The organism is Glutamicibacter sp. BS14 (genome assembly GCF_056934375.1).
Window position 1 is genome coordinate 692,526 of record NZ_CM167801.1, and the last position, 21,711, is coordinate 714,236.

The following is a 21,711-nucleotide window of genomic DNA, read 5'->3' on the forward strand; positions in this document are numbered from 1 at the left end:
CAGATGAGCACCATCGCACTGACCGAGGCGCCGACTTCCAACGGCGCAGTCACCACCGCGGATATCGCGCAGTTCCTCTACCAGGAAGCTCGCTTCCTCGATGACCGGGACTTCGACCGCTGGCTGGACTGCTACCACCCGGAAGCCACCTTCTGGATGCCGGCCTGGGCCGATGACGAGCAGCTGACCGAAGACCCGCAGCGCGAGATCTCGCTGATCTACTACGCTAACCGCGGCGGCCTGGAAGACCGCGTCTTCCGCATCAAGACCGACCGCTCCTCGGCCACCTCGCTGCCCGAGCCGCGCACCGGGCACAACATCACCAACGTGGAGATCGTTGCAGTGGACGGCGACAAGGTGGACATCCGCTTCAACTGGTTCACCCTGTACTACCGCTACCAGAACGTGGACACCTACTTCGGCACCTCGTTCTACACGATCGACTACTCCGGCACTGCGCCGGTGATCACCGCGAAGAAGGTCGTCCTGAAGAACGACTACATCCACCACGTCGTGGACATCTACCACATTTAAGCGACACCCATTGGGCGGCGGGGCCAGTGCAGGCCCCGCCGAATCGCCCATCCCCGAATCCTGTGAAATGAGCATGCCATGTCCCACCAGGTAGCCCTCGCCTTTGAAGACGGAATCACCCGCTTCATCAAGGTCGGCGCGAACGAAACCGTCGCCGATGCCTCCTACAAAGCCCGCATCAACATCCCGCTGGACTGCCGCGACGGCGCCTGCGGCACCTGCAAGGCCTTCTGCGAGTCGGGCAAGTACGACGGCGGCGACTACATCGAAGAAGCCTTGACCGACGACGAGGCAGAGGCCGGATACTGCTTGCCCTGCCAGATGGTCCCCGAATCCGACCTCGTGCTGCAGATCCCGACCACCTCGGATGTCGCCAAGACCTCGGCCACCTCCTTCGAATCCACGCTGAGCGAGATCCGCCGCATCTCCGAAACCACCTACGCCTTCAGCCTCGAGGTGGACAAGCGCGAAGACCTCTCCTTCCTGCCGGGCCAGTACGTGAACATCGAGGTCCCCGGCTCCGGCGGGCAAACCCGTTCCTACTCCTTCAGCTCGGGCCCGGAAGTGGACATCGTCTCCTTCCTGATCCGCATCACCGATGGCGGTCTGATGTCCACCTACATGCGCGATACCGCGCAGGTGGGCGACCGCATCACCTTCACCGGCCCGATGGGCAGCTTCTTCCTGCGCGAACCCAAGCGCCAATCGCTGCTGCTCGCCGGCGGTACCGGCCTGGCCCCGCTGCTGGCCATCCTGGAGAAGCTGGCCGGCATGGACAACCCGCACCCGGTGCACCTGATCTACGGCGTGAACACCGACATCGACCTGGTCGAACTCGATGTGCTGCAGGACTACACCCAGCGCATCGCGGGCTTCAGCTTCGACACCGTGGTGGGTGACCCGGACAGCGCTTCACAGAAGAAGGGCTACGTCACCAACCACTTCGAGCCGCAGCACCTGGCCGAGGGCGACGTGGATATCTACCTTTGCGGCCCGCCTCCGATGGTGGAGGGCGTGCGCCGCCACCTGGAAGCCGAAGGCCTCAAGCCGCAGAATTTCTACTACGAGAAGTTCGCGCTGGCCGTCGTTCCGGACGCCGAGCCTGCCGCCCCGGCTGCCGAGGCGCCCGCCGCGCAAGCCGCCGCCGACCAGGGCTACGAAATCGGCGAGGAGCACGCCAGCTTCGAGGCCCAGTTCGATGCGCGCATGGCCTTGGAACTGGCCGTCGTCGAGCTGACCATGGGCAAGCTGGCCGAGGGCCAGCTGGGCGAATTCAAGGTCCTGGCCGAACTGGCCGGCAAGACCCTGGACGGCGAGAAGTTCATCAACGCCGAGGAATTCACCGTCACCAATGACGCCTTCCACGAATTCCTGTTCAAGGCCGTGGGCAACGAGCACCTGCTGCAGGCCTACCGCCGCCTGGACGTGCCGGCGCTGATGGCCGCCGTGCTGCGCCAGGAGCACTGGATCGACGGGGCCGTGGACGCCGACCACCTGGGCATCGTCGCCGCTTTCGAGAAGCAGGACATCGCCGCTGCCCGCGCAGCGATCACCGCGCACAACCAGCACGCCAAGGCCACCATGGCCGCCGCTTCCAAGGCAGCGGCCCAGTGAGCGCCGGGCTGCCCGAGTCCTTCCATCCGGGACGCTTTGCCGGCAAGGTCGTCATGGTCACCGGCGCCGCCCAGGGCATCGGCTGGTCCGTGGCCCGGCGCATCACCGCCGAGGGCGGGGAAATGGTGCTCGTGGACCGCGCGGCGCTGATCCACGAGGTGGCCGGGGCCCTGCGCGCCGACGGCGCCACCGCGCTGAGCGTGACCGCCGACCTGGAAACCTACGAGGGCGCGCTGGCTGCGGTCACCGCCGCGAAGGACCAGTTCGGACGCATCGATGTGCTGGTCAACAACGTGGGCGGAACCATTTGGGCCAAGCCCTACGAGCACTACGCGCCCGAGGAGATCGAAAAGGAAATCCGGCGATCGCTGTTCCCGACCTTGTGGATGTGCCGTGCGGTCTTCGAGGAAATGGTCCAGGCCCGATCCGGAACCATCGTGAACGTCTCCTCGGTCGCCACCCGCGGCATGAACCGCGTCCCGTACGCGGCGGCCAAGGGCGGGGTCAAGGCCATCACCTCGGCGCTGGCCATGGAGGGCGCCGAGTTGGGCATCCGCGTGGTCGCCACCGCGCCGGGCGGCACCGAAGCCCCTGAGCGGGTAGTCAAGCGCGGGCCGGTGCCCACCGGCGAGCAGGAAAAGGCCTGGTACCAGGCCATCGTGGACCAGACCGTGGACTCCACCTTGCTCAAGCGCTACGGCACCTTGGACGAGCAGTCGGCGCCCATCGTGTTCCTGGCCTCGGATGAGGCCTCTTACATCACCGGTTCCACCCTCGCGGTGGCCGGAGGTGACCTCGGCTAGCGGCAGTACCGGCACCACAAACGCACCACCATGGAACAAACGGCTCGTGATCACGGGCCGTTTGTTCCATCCAGCACCAACCCGGCCGTGCTTCCAGCGCCGGGCACGTATTTTCCGGGGAACAACGAGGTTCCCCGGTCACCGCAAACGAACGGAAAAACACGTGAATACCAGCCCAATGACATCCAGCAATGCCGCCAATGGCGCCGTGCGCTGGGTGGTGGTGATCGCCGCCATCGCCCTGATCTTCGACGGCTACGACCTGGTGGTTTTCGGAACCATCGTCTCCACGCTGCTGGCGGACCCCAGCCAGCTCGGCCAGCTCGATGAAGCCGCCGCCGGATTGCTGGGCAGCTACGCGCTGCTCGGCGTGATGGTCGGTGCGCTGTCCACCGGCGCGATCGGCGACTACATCGGCCGGCGCAAGGCGATGATCACCGGCATCATCTGGTTCTCCGTCGGCATGGGCCTGACCGCGCTGGCCCCCGACACCCTGTGGTTCGGCATCCTGCGCTTCCTCACCGGCATGGGCGTGGGTGCGATCGTGGCCACCGCTGGCGCGGTGGTGGCCGAGTTCGCCCCGAAGAACCGCCGCAACTACTACAACGCGATCGTCTACTCGGGCGTGCCGGCCGGAGGCGTGCTCGCCTCGCTGCTGGCCATGGTGCTCAGCGACGTGATCGGCTGGCGCGGGCTGTTCCTCATCGGCGCGCTGCCGCTGCTGTTCCTGCTGCCGATGGCCTGGTTCAAGCTGCCCGAATCCCCGCAGTGGCTGCTCTCCCGCGGCCGCGTGGCCGAAGCCCGCGAGGTGGCTGCGCGCACCGGAATGCTGCTGGAACTTCCCAGCGACGCCGATGCCGGGCAGCTGAAGGCCGAACGTGTCGGCTTCGCCGCGCTGGCCACCAGGCGCTACGCGCTGCCTACCGCACTGCTGGGCATGATGAGCTTCGCCGGGCTGCTGCTGACCTATGGGCTGAACACCTGGATGCCGGAAATCATGCAGCAGGCAGGCTACGGCAAGTCCCATTCGCTGCTCTTCTTGCTGGTGCTGAACCTCGCCGCGGTCTTCGGCGGGCTGCTGGCTTCGGTGGCCGCCGACCGCGTCGGACCCAAGCAGGTCGTGGCGCTGACCTTCTTCCTGGCCGCGCTGGCGATGGTGCTGCTGACCCTCAAGCTCCCGCTGGGCTTGCTGCTGTCCCTGGTGGCAGTGGCAGGTGTGGGAACCATCGGCACGCAGGTGCTGATCTACGGCTTTGTGTCGAACTACTACCACAGTGCCGCCCGCGGGGCCGGGGTGGCCTGGTGCGCCGGATTCGGCAGGCTGGGCGGGATCTTCGGCCCGCTGCTGGGCGGAGTGCTGCTTTCGGCGGGAGTTTCCCCGGGAACCGCATTCTATGTCTTCGCCGCAGTTGCTATCGTTGGAACGCTGGTCACCACCTGCGTCCCGATGACCCGTTCGGCCGCGCAGCGCAGCGCGCAAGAAGAGCTGGCTGCCGCGGGAGCAGGGAAGTAGCAGCACATCGAAACGCAACGCGGCGACGCAGGAAGGCTGGTGAACGCCATGCTCAGTGCCCAGCAGGGCCAGGATGCGCTCATCGGCCTTTCCCGCGAAGTCCAGCAAACTGGCAGTACCCTGGCCGTGCTGAAGGGTCCGCGCGGCAGCGGCAAGAGCACCATCATCAAGGCGCTGCTAACCCGGTTGGCCAGCCAATCGGTGCAGCTGGTGACCGCCTCGCGCTGGGAAACCGCGCAGCCCGGAGCGGCCTTGGGCCCGTTGCTGCAACGCAGCCACGCAGGCTCGGCCGGGGCGCTGGGCGAGGCCTTGCTGGAATACCTGCGCAGGGAGGCGCCGCAACCCCGTGTGCTGGTGCTGGAAAATGCGCAATGGGTCGATGACCTGAGCTTCCAGGCGCTGCACTACGCCTGGCGCCGCTTGCGCAATGAACCGGTACTCATCGTGCTGGTGATGCGCGACCAGAACCTGGCCAGGCTTTCACCGGAAACCCGGGAATTCCTGGCCGACAGCCAATTGAAGATCCTGCAGCTTCAAGTGCCCGATCCAACGCATGCGCGCGAGATTATCTGCGCCAGGACGGGGATCGACCTGCCGCCCATGGCCGTCGAGCAGCTGGTGGACTACACCGAGGGCAACCTGCAGGTGGTCATCGAGCTGGCCCAGGAGAATCCGGAGCACAGCTGGGAGCAGTTCGACCGCTGGCCGCCTGCCCCTCACGCCCTGTCCTTGCACGTCATCGAGCTATTGGAGGGGTTGGAACCGCGGGCGCGGGCGCTGCTGGAAGCGGCCGCGGTGCTCGGCGCGCAGGCCCGGATCGACAATATCGCCAAGCTGGTGGGCGAGGATAATCCGCTGCTGCCGATCCAGCAGATTCTCGACTCCTCGCTGGCGCAAACCCACGGCCATAGCGGGAAGGTGCGGCTCGGGTTCGAGAACGCATTGACCCAAATGGCTGTCTACCATCAGATCCCGCTGAGCACCCGCATCCGGTTGCATGCTTGCGCCGCGGACATCGTCGAGGACCAGGGGGCCAAGCTGGGCCATCGGGCCGATGCGAGCATCCTGCCCGATGGCAGCTTGTCGATGGAACTGCAAGACTACGCGCGGTCCCAAGGCAAGCGGGGCGAGTGGTCTTCGGCCGCTACCGCGTACTTCAGGGCCATGCACTTGTCCCCGGAACCGATGCGCCGCGACTCCCTGCTGCTCAACGCAGTGGATGCGATTGTCGCCGCCGGCGAGCTGCCGCGGGCGCAAACCTTCGCGCATCAGCTTTCGAGCTTGGAAAGCAGTCCGGAACGGGACGTGCTTTCCGGATACATCTCGATCCTGCAAGGCCGCGCCAACACCGCGCAGCGCTGGCTGTCCAGTGCCTGGCAGAACGCGGTCCAGCATCAGGACAACGATGTGATGGCCGCGATCGCCCAACGCCAAGTCCTCGATTCGCTGTGCCGTTTGAAGGGGCAGAAGATCATTGACTGGGCTGAGCAATCGCTGCGCCTTGCCCAGGTGGGCAGCCCGCTGGCCATTGAGAACGCAGCCATCCAAGGGCTCGGCCTGGCAATGATGGGCCGGGCTGATGAGGGGGAACAGGTCTTGATGGACCTGCTGGCCACCCTTCCGGCGGGAGCACAGCGCCAGCGCGCGGAAATGTCACTGGGCTGGGTCTACCTCGCGACCGATCGCGTGGAGCTAGCCCGGCACGAGCTCTCCGCAGCCAGCTCCACGGACTTCAGCGATGGTTCCCTGCGCATCTCGCTGTGGGCCAAAGCCTGGTCGGCGCGCGCTGAATTCCTCATGGGCGACTGGGACCAAGCGCTGGAGACGGTTCGATCCGCGCAGTCCCTGCAGGAGCGTTCTGAAATCCAGATCCTGCGTCCGCTGATCCAGCTGACCGCGGTGCAGATTCACGCATTGCGCGGCAATTGGGAGCAGGCGGATCTGCACCTACGCAAGTCGTGGGCACGCACCGGCAGCTATGCCATTATGGAGATGCCTTACCGGATGGCGCGGGCCGAGATTGCCCGGGCGCAGGCAAACCATGAAGAGGTTGTGCGGACGCTGGAACCATTGCTTCGGCTGGACCGTACGCAGGGCATCGACCAAGCAGGTTTCTGGACCTGGCAGGATACATACGCCATGGCGCTAATCCGTTGCGAACGCCTGGATGAAGCAGAAAAATTCGTACAGCCGTTGCTGGAGAGTGCTCTCGCTTCAGGCCACCAGAGCGGAGCCGCTCGATTCCTGAGCGTGCAAGGCACCTTGCTGGCAGCCCGCGGTGATATCGACGCAGCCCGTTTGGCCTTTGAAGATGCCATCCGCCGTTTGGAAGGCATCGGGTCGGTCTACCACCGGGCAAAAATTGATTTCTACTACGGGCAATGCCTGCGCCGAGCCGGCAAGCGAGCCGAATGCGTTGCGCCGTTGACCCGCGCGCTGGCGATTTTCACGCACTTCGATGCATCCGTGTACATCGACCGCTGCACTCGTGAGCTCCAGGCAAGCGGAACCGGGATGCTGCGCAGGGAGAGTGCTGACTGGTCGACGCTGACGGCGCAGGAACAAGCCGTGGCCAAGCTGGTTTGCGAAGGTGCAAGCAATCGACGTGTCGCTGAAGAGCTGTATATAGGAACCAAGACAGTGCAATACCACCTGACCAAGATCTACACGAAGCTGGCGGTCTCAAACCGTACTGAGCTTGCTGCGCTGGCGCGTTTCGACCTTGAAGGATAGTGCCTTCCGACTGAAAAAAATTTTCATTCCCGAGGGCAGCAGAACCATGCGGAGTTCGAGTTGACCTACGCGCTGTGACTGTAGATTTTTTTCATTCAGCACGAATCGCTTGAATCGAACGCGGCCGGGATTCTTGATTCAGGCCGCGTCCAGCATTGCAACCAGACTCAAAGCCGTTGCTCCTGCGAAGTATGGGTGGTGTGGTGGTGCTAGTGACTGAAAAAATTTATCGCTCGAAATCCAAATCAGGTACTGGCTCTAGCTGGTTTCGGTTCCGGGCAGGCCCTCATCTTGGCCGAGCCCCAGTACTCGCCGCACTTCGGGGGTCAATTGCACCTCGCAGGCCGCAGCCTCCTGGGGACGTTGAGGACAACGATCGTTGACATGATCAAATTTCTCCACGTTGTCCACGCTCTCGGGAACCGTGATTGACCGCAGCCCGTGCGGAGATACCCACGTCTTGGAGCCATCCGGGCAAGCGAAGACCTTCCAGCCAAGCGCGTGCTTGTACATCTGATGCTGCTTGCACAAGAGATGAGTGTTCTGCCGGGTAGTGTGGCCGCCCTGTCCATACGCTTCGATGTGATCAATTTCCGAACGATCGGGCAGGCGGCGGCAACCAGGGAAACCGCAATGCTGGTCGCGGTAACGCAGCAAATCGCGCAACCCCTGGGAAGGCCGATATTTCTTGGGCTCCACATCAATTGCGGCTCCCGTCCACGGGTCGGTCAGAACGCGCTGGAACGACGGAGCATCCGCGGCGATTTCCAACGCTACGCCGATTGGGATCGGCCCGTAACCTTCCAAATCAGCGAGGGCGCGAGCGGGATTCGCGAGCATTTCAATGGCTGGGATCGTGATGGCAACCCGTGGCTTCAGCGGCATGCCTTCCATTCCGGGCCAGCCATGCAGATACACGTCCGCAAGCACATCGGCTTCAACCTGCGTTTGCGTGCGCAGATCCTTGGAATCAGTGATCTGGGCGGCTGCCTGCTTTATCGAGTTGCGAATCGAATGGATGACATCAGCGCGGTGATGCAGCTGCAAGGTAGCCATGCCATTCTCCTCATTCCACACCTTGAGATTACGGGCTGCGAATGCGTTCTTCTGCCGGTTCTCTGCCGAATTGGGATTCATCCGGTCGTGAAAGCGACGGGCCCGCTGGTAGACGGTCTCGTCGCAGGCTGTTCTTGCCAGAGGCAGCAAATTTTCCTCCATGTGGCCGACCTGCTCCGGGGAAAGGTCTTGCGAGTATTTGACGATGTCGTGGGCGGCCTTAACGGTAATCTCACCTGCAGCGAGCGCGGCAAGGGTGGCTTTGCAGGCGTGGCGCAAGCCCTTGGCATGGAACATCCGCTTGCTGGCTTTACGGACGGATTCGCGCAATGCGACAGCTGACTCAGCTACGAAATTGGAGTTGATGACCTGCTCGCTGCCACGGTCTATGCCATAGTATTCGGCACTCTTGCTGGCTTCGGCTTCCTCGTCTGGGGTGTGGGCATGCTCGGTGGCAATCAGGTCATTGAAGGACGCGCTGACCTGCTCGACTCCGTCTGCCAGTAAAACGCAGATAGCGGCTTCAGCGCTGCTCATCAGGCGTTGGAGTTTCTTCAGGCGTTCCAATGCGTCTCCGGGCCCATCCACGGGGCCCGCATTGAATAGTTCGTCGGCAACCTGCTTGATGGGTCCGAAGAACAACTGGTGCTCGCGATGGGCGTCGAGCGCTGACGCTCTGTGCGACTCCATGCGGGTGCCCGGCGGGCGCAGTGGAAGGCGATGTTCATCGTCGTGATCGTCTAGATATGCGGGAATAGTCATAGTTAACGTTCGCGCAGATTATCGACAGTATCTTCTGGTTCGAAACCAATTGTGGATAAGTTCTAGAAAGTTTATACGAATGCGATTAAGCGTGATTCCGGCGCGAAAATCGCTAGATCAGGGAAGGCAGTAATGGGTGCCGTGCTAGTTGCTAGTTGGATGCAGGGGGCGCGGCGGGCGGGTGAAGGCAGTTCGGATGCCAAAGGCTGCCATGGCTGCGAGTATGGCAAAGGCGAGGACGCTGGCCATGTACAGGGGTGCGGCTAGATCCGCGGCGGCATCGGCGTTCCAATCGGCAAAGGTGTCGCCCACCGAGTTCATATTGGCGAAGGAAGCGAAGAAATAAGCCGGTGCGCCTAAGGCAATGATCAGGCTCCAAGCTCCGATAGCCGCCCAGGCGGGCAGCTTGCGTCCGGCGGAAACTACCGGAACGAGCCAAGAAATGGCGAGGGCGGTTCCAGTGGCTGCGAAGACCCACCCTCCAAGCGAGTCGTAATTCTGGTCCATTGAGGCCATCTCGGAAATGGTTTCATCGAGGGAGAGTCCACTTGCTGCGGTCACGGCCCAATTGTTCATGAGCAGTGAGCCGTAAGCCGCGTAAGCCACGATCATGGCGAACCCGGAGATGGCTAGAAGTTTACGCATGTCAGTAGCCTAACAGTGCACTAGTCAACTCGGTGGGATAACCAATACGCGTATGAGTTGGGCGTCCATGCTACTTCCTTGCACGATCAAGCTGTCCTGAGGCCAGCTGCCTGTATTCCAGTGCAAGAATCCGTGAATCAGATGCCCTTAGTCGGTAAGGTGCATTATGTGCCGATCGGGAGCCCAAAGCGATCGCGCGAGCGATACCACCCAGCGCCGCAATGAGGCGCCAACCGTTAGAAGGAGACTAGGGATGATCTTCACCAAAAAAGGCGACGCCGCAGTTCTGGCCAAGCTCAGCACAGCTCCAGCACCCTATCGCGAGATTGCCGAACGGCTTCACACCATAATCATGCAGAGCGCACCATCGCTGGAGCCGATCGTCCGCTGGGGACTTCCGTTTTACGTCCGGGATGGCAAAGACGTCTGCTACATCAAGCCTGACAAGGACTTCGTAGCTTTCGGTTTTGGAGAAGTCGTGAATCCTGCCTACGAGGAAGGCTCCCACATGCATCCAGTTGCATGGACTATCACCTCGCTGGATTCTGCAACGGAAGACAGGATCCGGGACCTGGTGAAGAAGGCCGCGGGCTGATCCCGAGCAAGCTAGCTGGCCGCAAGATGAACAGTGCGCCCGCTGCAGGCAGCCGCATTGCCTGGAGTCCGTCCTCAAGTGCGCCGAAGGTCCCGGCAGCGTCATTGCTGTCGGGACCTTCCGCTTCGCGTCGGTAGTACTGTGGGCAATAGCCTAGGCGGCAAGCATCGAGATGCCGTGCTCCTCTTCTGGTATCCATCCGGTCCAGGCCCAGTGGTTCTGGGGTTCGCTGGCATCGGCAGCTCGGTGCGCGATGGATTGGGGTTGGAACTTCCCGGCTGGATCGTTCAGTGTTGAAGCATTCATGCTGCACTCCCATTGGATTGGCGGGTGTTCGCCCGTTCGTCGAGGTTCCGAGTACGGCAACGGCGGGGGTCCGGCCAATGCTGCCGGGACCCCCGCCGTGTTGAGGCGCGCTGGGGCTTACTTCACAGGGTCGAGCACGAAGTCGTAGGTGACCTGCTTGCCGTTGCCTGATGCTGCTGGCTGCACGTCGAGCATCAGTTCCGGCTTCACCGCGGTGGCGATGTCGTCGTCGTTGTGCGCATCGCCCGGGAAGTACAGCTGGGCGGTGAGCAACTCGTGGCCCTCGGCGGAGACCTTCAGGTGCAGGTGCGCTGGGCGCCACGCGTGCCAGCCGGCGGCGGCGATCAGCTGGCCGCAGGCGCCGTCGGTCGGGATCTGGTACGGGGCTGGCTGCATGGTGTTGATCTGGAAGTTGCCTTCCTCGTCAGCAATGAAGGTGCCGCGCAGGTTCCACTCGGGGATGCCAGGGGCGAACTGCGAGTAGAAGCCCTCTTCGTCTGCGTGCCACAGCTCGATCTTGGCGTTCTTCAGCGCCGAGCCGTCGGTGGAGCGGACCTGGCCCTGGAAGAGCAGGTTGGTGCCCTTCTCGTCCTCGCGCATCGAGATGGTGGCAGGGGTGTTCTGCGAAGGCGCTTCGGGCACGTAGTAAGGGCCTTCGATCGAGCCCTTGTTGCCTTCGCGGTGGTCGGTGGCGACCTCTTCCACCGAGTGCTCCAGCCACACGTCCAGGAACAATGGCCATTCGCCGTCGTCGCCAACCTTGATCAACCATGCCTTCAGGGCATTGAACTCGTCGTAGCTCACGCGCTCTTCGAGGATGATGTCGTTGGCGGCCTTGACGAGCTTGGAAGCAAGCATGTTCACGCGCTCGGTGGAGGTCGCGATGCTGCCGAGCTTGCCGGAGTTGCGGAAGCTGTCGGTGGCGGCGTTGCCGGACTTGGCTGCAGTTGCGTCTGCTGGAGTTTCAGTGGTCATGGTGACTCCCCTAAATTATGTGGTGTGGCGGATGCGGATCCATACTGTGACCCCCATCATCCCGGGTGATTGATATTCAATGTAGTGCAGCGTCTATGCCAAGTGAAATACTCATTTGTCGGCCATTGGAACGTTTTGAATATCAATGCTTGTGGGCTGGGACACGGAGGGTATCCGCCGGTCCGGAAAAGTCCTAGGCCAGCGAATTCGGATGCTTGGCCAGCGCGGTGATCTTGATCTTCATGTACGGGTACATCGGGAAGCCGCTGAGGATTTCGTGCAGTTCGTCGTTGGATTCGACGTTGTACAGCGAGTGGTTCGCGTACTCGCCGACCACGCGCCAGATGCCCTGCATCTTGCCGCTGCGCTGCAGGCTTGCGGAGTACTCCTTTTCCCGGGCCTGGAAGTCAGCGACTTGCTCATTGGTCAGGTGGTCCGGGAAAACAACGTCCATACGGGCGAGGAACAACATGGGGATCTCCTTCAGTTCGAGGTGGAAAGCACGTGGTCCTGGCGGTAGCGCGCCAGCTTGGATTCGTCGATGGCGGCGCCCACGCCGGGCACGGTGCGCACCGGAATGCGGCCGTTGACGATCTGCAGCGGCTCGGCGAGCAGGTCATCGGCCATGTCCAGGAAATTGGACAGTTCGCCGGCGCGGCGGCTGGTGGCTTCGAAGGCCGCGCCGAAGGTCACCGTGGCCAGCGAGCCGACCTGGGTGTCGATCTGGTTGCCCATGGTGACATCCACGCCCAGTCCGGTGCACAGGCCCAGGATTTCGGTGGCTTCGGTGAAGCCCGAGCGGGCGGTCTTGATGCAGATTGCGTTCGCGCCGCCGGAGAGCAGTTCGCGCGAGGCATCGCCCGCGGTGGGCGCGGACTCGTCGGCGACGATCGGGATCGGGGAGCGTTCGACCAGGCGGCGTCGGCTCATCGCTTCCTTGGCATCGCACGGCTCTTCGAGCATGGTCAGGCCAAGGCCCTCGGTCTGGCGCAGCACCTCCATGGACTCGTTCGCGCTCCAGCCGCGGTTGGCGTCCAGGTAGAGCTCCACGTCCTCGCCCAGCCCTTCGCGCAGCACGCGGCAGGCCTCGATGTCCAGGGCGAGCGGGCGGCGGCCGACCTTGAGCTTGAAGGTGGTGATGCCGTACTGCTCGCCGAAGCGCAGGGCCTCGTCGAGCAGCGCCTGGGCGGGCTTGAAGCCGAGCATGTGGCTCACGCGCATCGAGTCGGTGAAGCCGCCGAGCAGCTTGTGCACCGGCGTGCCCAGCGCCTGGCCGATGGCGTCCCAGACGGCGATGTCGATCGCGCCCTTGGCCACCTGGTTGTGGATGGTCCTATCCAGCACCTGGCGGATCTTGGCGCGGTCCATGATCTCCAGGCCGATCAGCTGCGGGGCGAAGACATCCTGCACGATCGCGACGATGGACTTCTGCGTCTCGCCGTAGGTGTACGGGCGCGGCGGGGCGTCGGCGGTGCCGATCACGCCTTCGTCGGTGTGCACGCGGATGAGCACGTGCTCGGCGGTGTGCACCTCGCCGCTGGCAAAGCGCAGCGGGTGGTTGTAGGGGATGGCGTAGGGGATTGTTTCAATCCGCTGGATTCGCATCGGGGTCCAGCCTTTCTAGGGGGTTGAGCAATGTGCAAAGTTCCAGGAAGTTGCGCACCAGCGCAGACTCGTTGCCGGCCTTCCAGGCGATCGCCAGGTCGACGGCCGGTGCGTTGCGCAGCGGTCGGAAGGTGATCCGGGTGCTGTGCGGCAGGTAGTGCGTGGTGGGCAGCAACCCGATGCCCAGGCCCGCGGCGACGAAGGTGAGCAGGGTGGAAGTCTCGCTGGCCACCTGCGCGATCTGCGGGGCGAAGCCCACTCGGCGGCAGGAGTCCATGATGATGTTGTTCACCGCGGAGGATGGCGGGTAGCAGATGAACTTCTCGCCAGCCAGCTGTTCCAGGTCCAGCTCATCGTGGGCGGCGAGCGGGTGGCCCAGCGGCAGCGCCACGGCCAGGTGGTCGCGGTCCAGCAGCATGTAGTCCACCTCGGTGCCGCGCACCGGCGGGCGCAGGATGGCCAGGTCCAGGCGTCCCTCGACCAGTCCCTCGACCATCTGCGGGGTGAGCATTTCGCCCTGCACATTCAGCTGCAGGCCCGGCATCTGCTGGGAGCTGGCTTCGATGAGCTTGGGCATGATGCGCGAGGTGGCGCTGCCGGTGGAACCCAGTCGCAGCACGCCCAGCGCGCCTTGGCCCACGGTGCGCACGTCGCGGGAGAGCTGGTCGAGCTCTGCGAGCAGGATGCGTCCGCGGCGCAGCAGCAGCTCGCCGGCGTTGGTCAGTTCCACCTTGCGCGTGGTGCGGATCAGCAGCTGGGTATCCAGGGTTTCTTCGAGCTGCTTGATCTGCTGGGAGAGCGGGGGCTGCGCGATATGCAGGCGCGTCGCTGCGCGGCCGAAATGGCGTTCTTCGGCGACGGCGACAAAGTAGCGAAGTAGTCTCGTGTCCATGGTGCTCCGATCGTCGGACCGCGCGTCGAATGCGCAGAAGACGCTTGCTGGCAACTCTAACGCGGCGGTCCAAGAGGGTGAAATACTTATTCTGGGTCGATTGAGAGTCTACAAGTATGAATGACTGGGCCGCACTGTATTCGACGATTGATTTACAGACCTGAATCATGCCGGGAGGCACTGGACTGCCACGGACCGCCACGGCCCCATGTCGCCACTTGGCCACCAGCATGGCTCCTTCCTGGCGCTTGGCAGCGGGACAGCTCGCGGCTAGGGTGTGAATGTGACGCTGGGCACATGTTTCGTGTCCGCGCCAATTCCGACGAGGCGATCCATGAAGGGGTACGCAGATGAAGGCTTATGCCCAGGGCGAGAGCGGACCGCAGCTGATCGAAGAGACGATCGGAGCCAACTTCGAACGCACCGCTGCCCGCTTCGGCCCGGCAGAAGCACTGGTTGAAGCGGCCAGCGGACGGCGTTGGTCATGGAGTGACCTGGATGCGCAGATCAACGCCCTGGCCAAGGGCCTGCTGGCCGCCGGCCTGGAGGCGGGAGACCGGGTGGGCATCTGGGCGCCTAACTGCGCGGAATGGGTATTCGCGCAATACGCCACCGCGAAGATCGGCGTCATCCTGGTCAACGTCAATCCTGCCTACCGCACCCACGAATACGCCTACGCGGTCAACCACTCCGGGGTGCGCCTGCTGCTGGCGGTCTCCGAATTCAAGACCAGCAACTACCGTTCGATGGTGGAGGCGACCCGCGCCGACACCCCGAGCCTCGAACGCGTGGTCTACGTGGACACCGGGGACTTCGCGCAATTGCTGGCCGAGGGCGAGCAGGTCAGCGACGAGGAGCTGGCCCGGCATCTGGCGGCCACCAAGCCCGGGGATCCGATCAACATCCAGTACACCTCGGGCACCACCGGCTACCCCAAGGGCGCGGTGCTCAGCCACCGCAACATCCTGAATAACGGCTACCAGGTCACCGGCATGATCGACCTGGACGAGCATGACCGGCTGTGCATCCCGGTGCCGTTCTACCACTGCTTCGGCATGGTGATGGGCAACCTGGGCTGCACCTCCCGGGGCGCGACCATCGTCATCCCGGCCCCGGGCTTCGACGCCGACACCACGCTGCGGGTAGTGGCGGAGGAGAAGTGCACGGGCCTGTACGGGGTGCCCACGATGTTCATCGCCATGCAGAACCTGCCCAATTTCAAGGTCTTCGACCTCTCGTCGCTGCGCACCGGCATCATGGCCGGATCCATCTGCCCGGTCGAGGTGATGCGCCGCTGCATCGACGAGATGGGCATGGACGGGGTGTCCATTGCCTACGGCATGACCGAGACCTCGCCGGTCTCCTGCCAGACCCGCAGCGACGACGATATCGAGCGCCGCACCTCCACCATCGGCCGGGTGCACCCGCATGTGGAAATCAAGGTGGTGGACCCGGTGAGCGGCGAAACCCTGCAGCGCGGGGAAACCGGCGAATACTGCACCCGCGGCTACTCGGTGATGCTCGGCTACTGGAACGACGAAGACAAGACCCGGGCGGCCATCGACGACGAGGGCTGGATGCACACCGGCGACTTGGCGGTGATGCGCGAGGACGGGTACTGCACCATCGTGGGCCGCATCAAGGACATGGTGATCCGCGGCGGGGAGAACATCTACCCGGCGGAAATCGAGGAATTCCTCTACAAGCATCCGGATATCGAGGACGTGCAGGTGATCGGGGTGCCCGATGAGAAGTACGGCGAGGCGATCTGCGCCTGCATCCGCATGAGGGACGGCCGCGAACCCCTGGACGTCGCGGCCATCGGCGAATACTGCACCGGGCATCTGGCGCATTACAAGATCCCCGCCTACGTGCAGATCCTGCAGGATTTCCCGACCACCGTCACCGGGAAGATCCGCAAGAACCAGCTGCGCGAGGATGCGGCGAAAGTGCTCGAACTGTAGCCAAATGCCACCAGGCAGGGGCGCAAGGCACAGCGTTGCTTTGGGTGGAGGTGACCTTGGACATAAATACTGCGTCGATGATTTTTCCGACTACTAGTTTTCCAAGTAGCTTGCCTTGGGCAAGCCCGGCATGATTCGCTGATCCAGATCAGGTCCAGGCCAGGGGTTGCCAAGGAATCCGAACGTGAATGGGGCGCGTACTTGCAGAAACATTTCAGCCGCTTAGTGGGCATCGCTGTCATTTTGATCGTCGTTCTCGCGGCCTCGCTCTTGGCCTGGGCGTTGAGCATGAGCGGGAAGCCTGCGCTGATGTGGAACCCGATCGAGGTCCATATCGGAAAACTCTGGACTACTTTCTACAGCACCGAGCTGCCGGATCTGTCCATCCTCGCTTTCGCCGTCGCCGCAGCAGTCTTCCTGGTGCTGCTGGTGGTCCTGGGCGAACGCTTTGTCACCTGGCGCTATCGCCGGACGCCGATCCAGAAATCGAGCCGGCCGCTGGCGCCCAAAGCGGTGATGGCCCGGACGCGGGGCATCTACGCCGGGCCGGTGACCGTGACCGTGCTGATCCCGGCGCACAATGAAGAAGCCTCCCTGCCGTACACCCTGAAAGCACTGGAAGAGCAGAGCTTTGCCCCCTCGAGCATCATCGTGGTTGCCGACAACTGCACCGACCGGACCGTGCAAGTTGCCCGCGAGCACGGGGTCGAGGTGTTCGAATCGGTGGAGAACAAGCACAAGAAGGGCGGCGCGCTGAACCAGGCGCTGCACTCCATCCTGCCCGGGATGGGCGATAACGACTGCGTCATGGTGATGGATGCCGACAGCCAGATCGGCGCGGACTTCCTGGCAACCGCCCGGGACCGCTTCACCTGGGACCGCGCGCTGATGTCCGTGGGCGGGCTGTTCCACGGAGAAGAGGGCCATGGGCTGATCGGCCAGTTCCAGCGCAATGAGTACACCCGCTACCAACGCGAAATCGGCCGTCGCGACGGCCGGGTCTTCGTGTTGACCGGAACGGCCTCGGTATTCCGCGCGACGGCCCTGCGCGAAGTGGCTGCGGCACGCGGGAGCATGCTGCCGGGCACCTGCGGCGAGGTCTACGACACGGAGGCTCTGACCGAAGACAACGAACTGACCATCGCGCTGAAAACCCTCGGCGCGCTGACCACATCGCCGCAGGACTGCACGGTGGTCACCGAGCTGATGCCCAACTGGAAGATGCTGTGGGCGCAGCGGCTGCGCTGGCAGCGCGGCGCCTTGGAGAACCTGGGCGCGTACGGAGTCACCCCGCAGACCACGCGGTACTGGGCCCAGCAGATCGGCATCGGCTACGGCGTGATCGCGCTGTTCAGCTATTTCGCGCTGATGATCATCATGCTGGTCTCCATGGACAACTGGGTGTGGTTCCCCTTCTGGATGCTGCTTGGAGCGCTCTTCGCTGTCGAGCGCGTGGTCACGGTCTGGCACGGCGGCTGGAAAGCCAGGATCATCGCCGCGCTGGTGATTCCGGAATTGGTCTATGACGCCTTCCTGGACCTTGCGTTCCTCAAGGGCGTAGGGGATATCGCGTTTGCCCGGAGCGCGGATTGGAAGCACGTCGACCACGCGGGCGCCGCACGTAAGGAAAGCACCTCATGATGAATCACCTCGTCCAGATTCCACATGGAATCATTCTTCCCGAGAGCGTTCTGCTCAGTGATTGGTTCGCGGTGCTCGCTTCGTTCGTCGCGATCAACACCGTGCTCTATCTGGTCCTGGGACTGGCCAAGCTGCTGCCGGTGATCCGGATCCGCAGCTCGCGGGGACGGGAACGGCGCTCAGAAACCCGGAATATCGATCCCGAGGCGTCCGTGTAGCTCATGCATCGCAGCTGGCAACCCCGCAAGCTCTATGCCCGGGCTGAAATAGAAGCCCTGCGCATAGTCGAAGTCCAGCTTCCGGGCCAGATCCAGATGTTCCCCGGTTTCGATCCCCTCGACCAGAGTTCTGGCACCGATCTCGCGGGCAGCGGCCAGCAGGATGCCAACGTGTTCGCGAGCCTGCGTCGATGCCAGGTAGCGGATGAAAAGCGAACGGTCCAGCTTCACAATGTGCGGCTTCAGCCGGAGGATGCGCCCCCGCGTTGCATAGCCGATGCCGGCATCGTCAACCAGCAGCAGGCAGCCGAGCTCATCTGCATGGATGCGGGCGGCATCGCAAACTTCCGGCGCGGACTGCTCGTGCAGTTCCAGGCCCCAGAGCAGCCGGGGATCGAGTGCCGGCTCTGAGTGCGCGAACGCCCTGATCGCTGGACCCGAAGCATTCATGGTGAGCAGCAGCCCGTCGGGCAGGCCTTGGCTGGATTCGACGATGCGCTCCAGGGCGCGAAGCTCAAGTTCTACCAGGTTGCCTTCGGCCCGGGCCGCGGAGAAATGCTCGTCAGGGCTGCGCCCGTCGCTGAAGCGCGCCAGTGCCTCGAAACCCAGCAGCGTTGTGGAACGCAGGTTGATCAATGGCTGGAATACGAACTTCATGGACTACCTAACCTGGCGGTATGGGCTGGCAACTTGATTGCTGATTAGGCTGTTGCTACGAATGAGATCTTACCGCGCCACTGGCCGGGATCACGCGGTTAAGATGAATTAAAGAGAAAGCGGGTGATGGCATGCCGAGGACAATGGATCGGCGGTCAAACGACGACGGAATTTGGTGGAGCCGGTTCCTGCCAGCCAGGCTCCGCCGCATCAAGCGATTGGAAGTGGCTGTCACAGGGATGGTGGCAGTTTTCCTGCTGCTTTTCTATGTGGTCAACCTGGGCAATGATTTCAGCTCTCCGCTCTTCCAGAAGCTGGCGGTAGCCAGGGTTGCCGGGGCGCTGGGGCTGGTGATCGCCGTGTGGTGGATGCTGGATCGTTTTCCGTTGTGGATCGCCTATCTCGGGGCCCTGGCCGAACTGTCGGCCTTCGTGGTCTTCGTGGGTTTTTCGCTCAACCATGAGCAGATCGTCTTCAGGCTCCAGGAATTTCCGCTCATCGCACTGTACATGTCGTGGCTCTTTCCCCCGGCCGTCACCCGGTGGACCATCTACCCGATCATGGCTTTCACGATTCCCTACTCGGTGTTCTTCGGCCCTGCTGTGGGCACCGAGCACCAAAGCGGGCTGTTGAACGTGCTGAGCTTGGTCTTCTTCACCGTCGCCGGGATGTTCGTCGGCCTCTACGTCAAGCGCCGGTTCCGCCAGCAAACCCAGATCGACGCATTGACCGGGGCCTTGAACCGCGTCGGGCTGGCCGTGCGCGGCGATGCCGCCTTGCTCTCCTCCCGGAAATACCGCAGGCCCCTGGCTGTGGCGCTGCTGGACCTGGACGGATTCAAGGAGATCAACGACCAAGGCGGCCACGAAGCCGGGGATCTTGCCTTGAAGCAACTGGTGCGGCATCTGCGCAGTGCCACGCGGGCCGGGGACCTGGTCAGCCGCTTGGGCGGCGATGAATTCGTGCTGGTTTTCCCTAATACGACCCGTGGCCAGGCTCAGGTGCTGATGGAGCGCATCGAGCTTACATCGCCGCTGGCGTGGAGCTTCGGAACGGCAGAAGCCCGCACGGATGACAACTTGAGCACGATGATTCTCCGTGCCGACCGGGACATGTACTCCTCCAAGCGCCTGCGGACGGCCGAACGCGGAAAGAGCGCGGAGGGAAGCTGAGCTCCGTGCCCTAGTTCAGCTTCCCGCCCAGGCGGTCCTGCATCTTCTGGCTGGCCTCGTTCAGGCCGCGGATTTCCACGGTTTTCCCGTAGTTCTGGTACTTGGTGCGGATCGAGTCCAGGGCGGCGATGGTCGAGGCGTCCCACAGGTGCGAATCGGACATGTCGATGATGACCTTCTCGGGGTCCTGCGCGTAGTCGAACTGGGTGTACAGGTCGTTCGAGGAGGCGAAGAACAGTTCGCCGTTGACCTTGTACACGGCGGCATCCGGGGTTGCGCTGCGATCCACGGTGACCATATGCGCCACGCGATTGGCGAAAAGCACCATCGCCGAGAGGATGCCCGCCCCTACGCCGATGGCCAGGTTGCTGGTGATCACGGTGAGCGCCACGGTGATGGCCATGACGAAGGTTTCGCTCTTGGGCATCATCTTCAGCGTGCTCGGTCGGATGGAATGCCAGTCGAAGGTGGTCGCCGAAACCACGATCATCACCGCCACCAGGGCCGCCATCGGAATCTGCGCGACAATGTCGCCGAGCAGCACCGCGAGCAGCAGCATGAAGATGCCGGCGAAGGCGGTGGAGATGCGGGTGCGCCCGCCGGAGACCTTCACGCCCACCATGGTCTGGCCGATCATCGCGCAGCCGCAGATGCCGCCGAAGAAGCCGGTGACGATATTCGCGGTGCCCTGTGCCCAGGACTCGCGGGTCTTGCTTGACGGGGTATCGGTGATGTCATCGACCAGCTTGGCGGTCAGCAGCGATTCGAGCAGCCCCACGAAGGCCACCGCGATCGCGTAGGGCGCGATGATCTGCAGGGTCTCCAGGTCCAGCGGCACCCCGGGCAGGTGGAAGATCGGCAGCGAATCAGGCAGTTCGCCCTTGCCGCCCACGGTCGGAACGGCGACCTTGGCAAAGATGGTGATCGCGGTGAGCACCACTATGGCGATCAGCGGAGCCGGAACCGCCTTGGTGATCTTCGGGAAGAAGCACACGATGGCCACGCCCAGGATCACCAGCGGGTAGACCATCCACGGGACATTGCGCAGCTCGGGCATCTGCGCCCAGAAAATCGAGATGGCCAGGCCGTTGACGAAGCCGATCATCACCTGGCGCGGGATGAAGCGCAGCAGCTTGGCCACGCCCAGCAGCGCCAGTGATACCTGGATGATGCCGGCCAGGACCACCGTGGCGAAGAGATACTCCACCCCGTGGGTGCGCACCAGCGGTGCGACCACCAGAGCCACCGCGCCGGCAGCTGCCGAAATCATCGCCGGGCGCCCGCCGGTGATCGCGATGACCACCGACATCGTGAAGGACGCGAAGATGCCCACGCGCGGGTCGACTCCGGCGATCACGGTGAAGGCGATGACCTCGGGGATCAGTGCCAGGGAGACTACCAGGCCGGCGAGCAGCTCTGTCTTGAGCAATCGCGGGGACTTCAGGGTGCGCAGCACCGACTGTCGTTGCAGGGGCGTCAGTTCAGCGGTCGCGGTACTCACCGGGGCTCCGTTTCGTCAGATGTCCCAGGGAAGGGAAATTGGGAACCCGTCTACGTTATCGCACCTATGCCCGATTGGGCTCAGGGCTGCAGATCGGACGCAGGCGCTGACCGTCATTCGGGAGGTACGCGCTCGCCGGTTGGGAGAATGAACAGATTGCTCAACAGTCAGAGCCCAGGCCTGGTACTCTCCACGAGGTCTTTACTGAGAAAGCACCGTTTCCTGCCAAATTACGCTGCGGAGCCAATCAATCCACGGTGGGTTGTGGTTACGACTACTGAATGTTCCTATCGACGAGATTTCCATTCCGCTGTCGAAGTTTCGTGGTGACGAGCGGTGCATGCTCGAATCCACATGGAGGAAGGTCGGTACTTTGTTCGCACGGATTTCATCAGTGCTGCGCGGTCCTGCGAATCGTTACTTTGGTGCCGGTGAGGGGTGAATATCAAAATTGCCGTCACAACCCTGCTGTGGGTCTAAGTCGGAGAAATTGAAGCGCACGGTAGGCACAGCCGACTTATTTAA

At 63.2% G+C, this 21,711-nt stretch carries 19 protein-coding genes; 10 read left to right on the plus strand and 9 right to left on the minus strand.

The features are described from left to right. Positions 1-3: 3 nt before the first annotated feature. From benB to AC1Z36_RS03330, 5 genes are all read left to right on the plus strand, one after another. Positions 4-534, plus strand: coding sequence for a benzoate 1,2-dioxygenase small subunit (benB, locus tag AC1Z36_RS03310; protein WP_105656489.1), 531 nt, complete (start codon positions 4-6; stop codon positions 532-534). Between the two features lie 78 nt (positions 535-612). Then, positions 613-2,148 carry a benzoate 1,2-dioxygenase electron transfer component BenC gene (gene benC / locus AC1Z36_RS03315; RefSeq protein WP_332594569.1) on the plus strand — a complete coding sequence of 512 codons (1,536 nt, stop codon included), beginning with the start codon at positions 613-615 and terminating at the stop codon, positions 2,146-2,148. Further along, on the plus strand, positions 2,145-2,951 hold the full coding sequence (locus tag AC1Z36_RS03320) for a 1,6-dihydroxycyclohexa-2,4-diene-1-carboxylate dehydrogenase (RefSeq protein WP_483561664.1): 807 nt from the start codon (positions 2,145-2,147) through the stop codon (positions 2,949-2,951). The genes benC and AC1Z36_RS03320 overlap by 4 nt, the downstream gene beginning before the upstream one ends. Before the next feature lie 178 nt (positions 2,952-3,129). Next, the gene (locus tag AC1Z36_RS03325; RefSeq protein ID WP_332486427.1) at positions 3,130-4,464 is read left to right on the plus strand and encodes an MFS transporter; all 1,335 of its coding nucleotides are present in this window, start codon (positions 3,130-3,132) and stop codon (positions 4,462-4,464) included. Between the two features lie 48 nt (positions 4,465-4,512). Next, complete coding sequence (locus tag AC1Z36_RS03330) at positions 4,513-7,197, plus strand: helix-turn-helix transcriptional regulator (protein ID WP_483561957.1); 2,685 nt, start codon at positions 4,513-4,515, stop codon at positions 7,195-7,197. 258 nt (positions 7,198-7,455) lie between these two features. Here the strand turns inward: AC1Z36_RS03330 and AC1Z36_RS03335 are convergent, their stop codons facing one another. Both AC1Z36_RS03335 and AC1Z36_RS03340 read right to left on the minus strand, forming a co-directional pair. Continuing rightward, positions 7,456-9,015 carry an HNH endonuclease signature motif containing protein gene (locus tag AC1Z36_RS03335; protein ID WP_483561665.1) on the minus strand — a complete coding sequence of 520 codons (1,560 nt, stop codon included), beginning with the start codon at positions 9,013-9,015 and terminating at the stop codon, positions 7,456-7,458. 144 nt (positions 9,016-9,159) lie between these two features. Then, the gene (locus AC1Z36_RS03340; protein WP_105656484.1) at positions 9,160-9,660 is read right to left on the minus strand and encodes a hypothetical protein; all 501 of its coding nucleotides are present in this window, start codon (positions 9,658-9,660) and stop codon (positions 9,160-9,162) included. A gap of 253 nt (positions 9,661-9,913) precedes the next feature. Between AC1Z36_RS03340 and AC1Z36_RS03345 the strand changes: the two genes are divergently transcribed. Continuing rightward, positions 9,914-10,255, plus strand: coding sequence for a DUF1801 domain-containing protein (locus AC1Z36_RS03345; RefSeq protein ID WP_332486432.1), 342 nt, complete (start codon positions 9,914-9,916; stop codon positions 10,253-10,255). A 153-nt stretch (positions 10,256-10,408) separates the two neighbouring features. On the opposite strand, the gene AC1Z36_RS03350 is transcribed toward AC1Z36_RS03345, so the two are convergent. From AC1Z36_RS03350 to AC1Z36_RS03370, 5 genes are all read right to left on the minus strand, one after another. Beyond that, a complete protein-coding gene (locus AC1Z36_RS03350) occupies positions 10,409-10,561 on the minus strand; it encodes a hypothetical protein (RefSeq protein ID WP_483561666.1) in 153 nt (50 codons plus the stop codon). A gap of 117 nt (positions 10,562-10,678) precedes the next feature. Beyond that, positions 10,679-11,536: a catechol 1,2-dioxygenase gene (gene catA, locus AC1Z36_RS03355; RefSeq protein WP_388024814.1), complete on the minus strand. Its 858-nt coding sequence runs from the start codon at positions 11,534-11,536 to the stop codon at positions 10,679-10,681. 193 nt (positions 11,537-11,729) lie between these two features. Next, positions 11,730-12,008 carry a muconolactone Delta-isomerase gene (gene catC, locus AC1Z36_RS03360; protein WP_483561667.1) on the minus strand — a complete coding sequence of 93 codons (279 nt, stop codon included), beginning with the start codon at positions 12,006-12,008 and terminating at the stop codon, positions 11,730-11,732. 11 nt (positions 12,009-12,019) lie between these two features. Beyond that, complete coding sequence (locus AC1Z36_RS03365; RefSeq protein WP_105656481.1) at positions 12,020-13,141, minus strand: enolase C-terminal domain-like protein; 1,122 nt, start codon at positions 13,139-13,141, stop codon at positions 12,020-12,022. Beyond that, positions 13,122-14,033, minus strand: coding sequence for a LysR substrate-binding domain-containing protein (locus AC1Z36_RS03370; RefSeq protein ID WP_105656626.1), 912 nt, complete (start codon positions 14,031-14,033; stop codon positions 13,122-13,124). Before AC1Z36_RS03370 ends, AC1Z36_RS03365 begins: the two co-directional genes overlap by 20 nt. Before the next feature lie 350 nt (positions 14,034-14,383). Between AC1Z36_RS03370 and AC1Z36_RS03375 the strand changes: the two genes are divergently transcribed. From AC1Z36_RS03375 to AC1Z36_RS03385, 3 genes are all read left to right on the plus strand, one after another. Beyond that, the gene (locus tag AC1Z36_RS03375) at positions 14,384-15,997 is read left to right on the plus strand and encodes an AMP-binding protein (protein ID WP_105656480.1); all 1,614 of its coding nucleotides are present in this window, start codon (positions 14,384-14,386) and stop codon (positions 15,995-15,997) included. 201 nt (positions 15,998-16,198) lie between these two features. Continuing rightward, positions 16,199-17,638: a glycosyltransferase family 2 protein gene (locus AC1Z36_RS03380; RefSeq protein ID WP_286134078.1), complete on the plus strand. Its 1,440-nt coding sequence runs from the start codon at positions 16,199-16,201 to the stop codon at positions 17,636-17,638. Continuing rightward, the gene (locus tag AC1Z36_RS03385) at positions 17,635-17,856 is read left to right on the plus strand and encodes a hypothetical protein (RefSeq protein ID WP_286134077.1); all 222 of its coding nucleotides are present in this window, start codon (positions 17,635-17,637) and stop codon (positions 17,854-17,856) included. Before AC1Z36_RS03380 ends, AC1Z36_RS03385 begins: the two co-directional genes overlap by 4 nt. Here AC1Z36_RS03385 and AC1Z36_RS03390 read toward each other — a convergent pair. Continuing rightward, positions 17,818-18,513, minus strand: coding sequence for an EAL domain-containing protein (locus AC1Z36_RS03390; protein ID WP_105656479.1), 696 nt, complete (start codon positions 18,511-18,513; stop codon positions 17,818-17,820). The genes AC1Z36_RS03385 and AC1Z36_RS03390 overlap by 39 nt on opposite strands. 224 nt (positions 18,514-18,737) lie before the next feature. On the opposite strand from AC1Z36_RS03390, the gene AC1Z36_RS03395 reads away from it, so the two are divergent. Next, positions 18,738-19,685 carry a GGDEF domain-containing protein gene (locus AC1Z36_RS03395; RefSeq protein WP_166650757.1) on the plus strand — a complete coding sequence of 316 codons (948 nt, stop codon included), beginning with the start codon at positions 18,738-18,740 and terminating at the stop codon, positions 19,683-19,685. A gap of 10 nt (positions 19,686-19,695) precedes the next feature. Here AC1Z36_RS03395 and AC1Z36_RS03400 read toward each other — a convergent pair whose 3' ends face one another. After that, entirely contained in the window at positions 19,696-21,186 is a 1,491-nt protein-coding gene (locus AC1Z36_RS03400) for a SulP family inorganic anion transporter (RefSeq protein ID WP_105656477.1), read from the minus strand. Positions 21,187-21,711 lie beyond the last annotated feature (525 nt).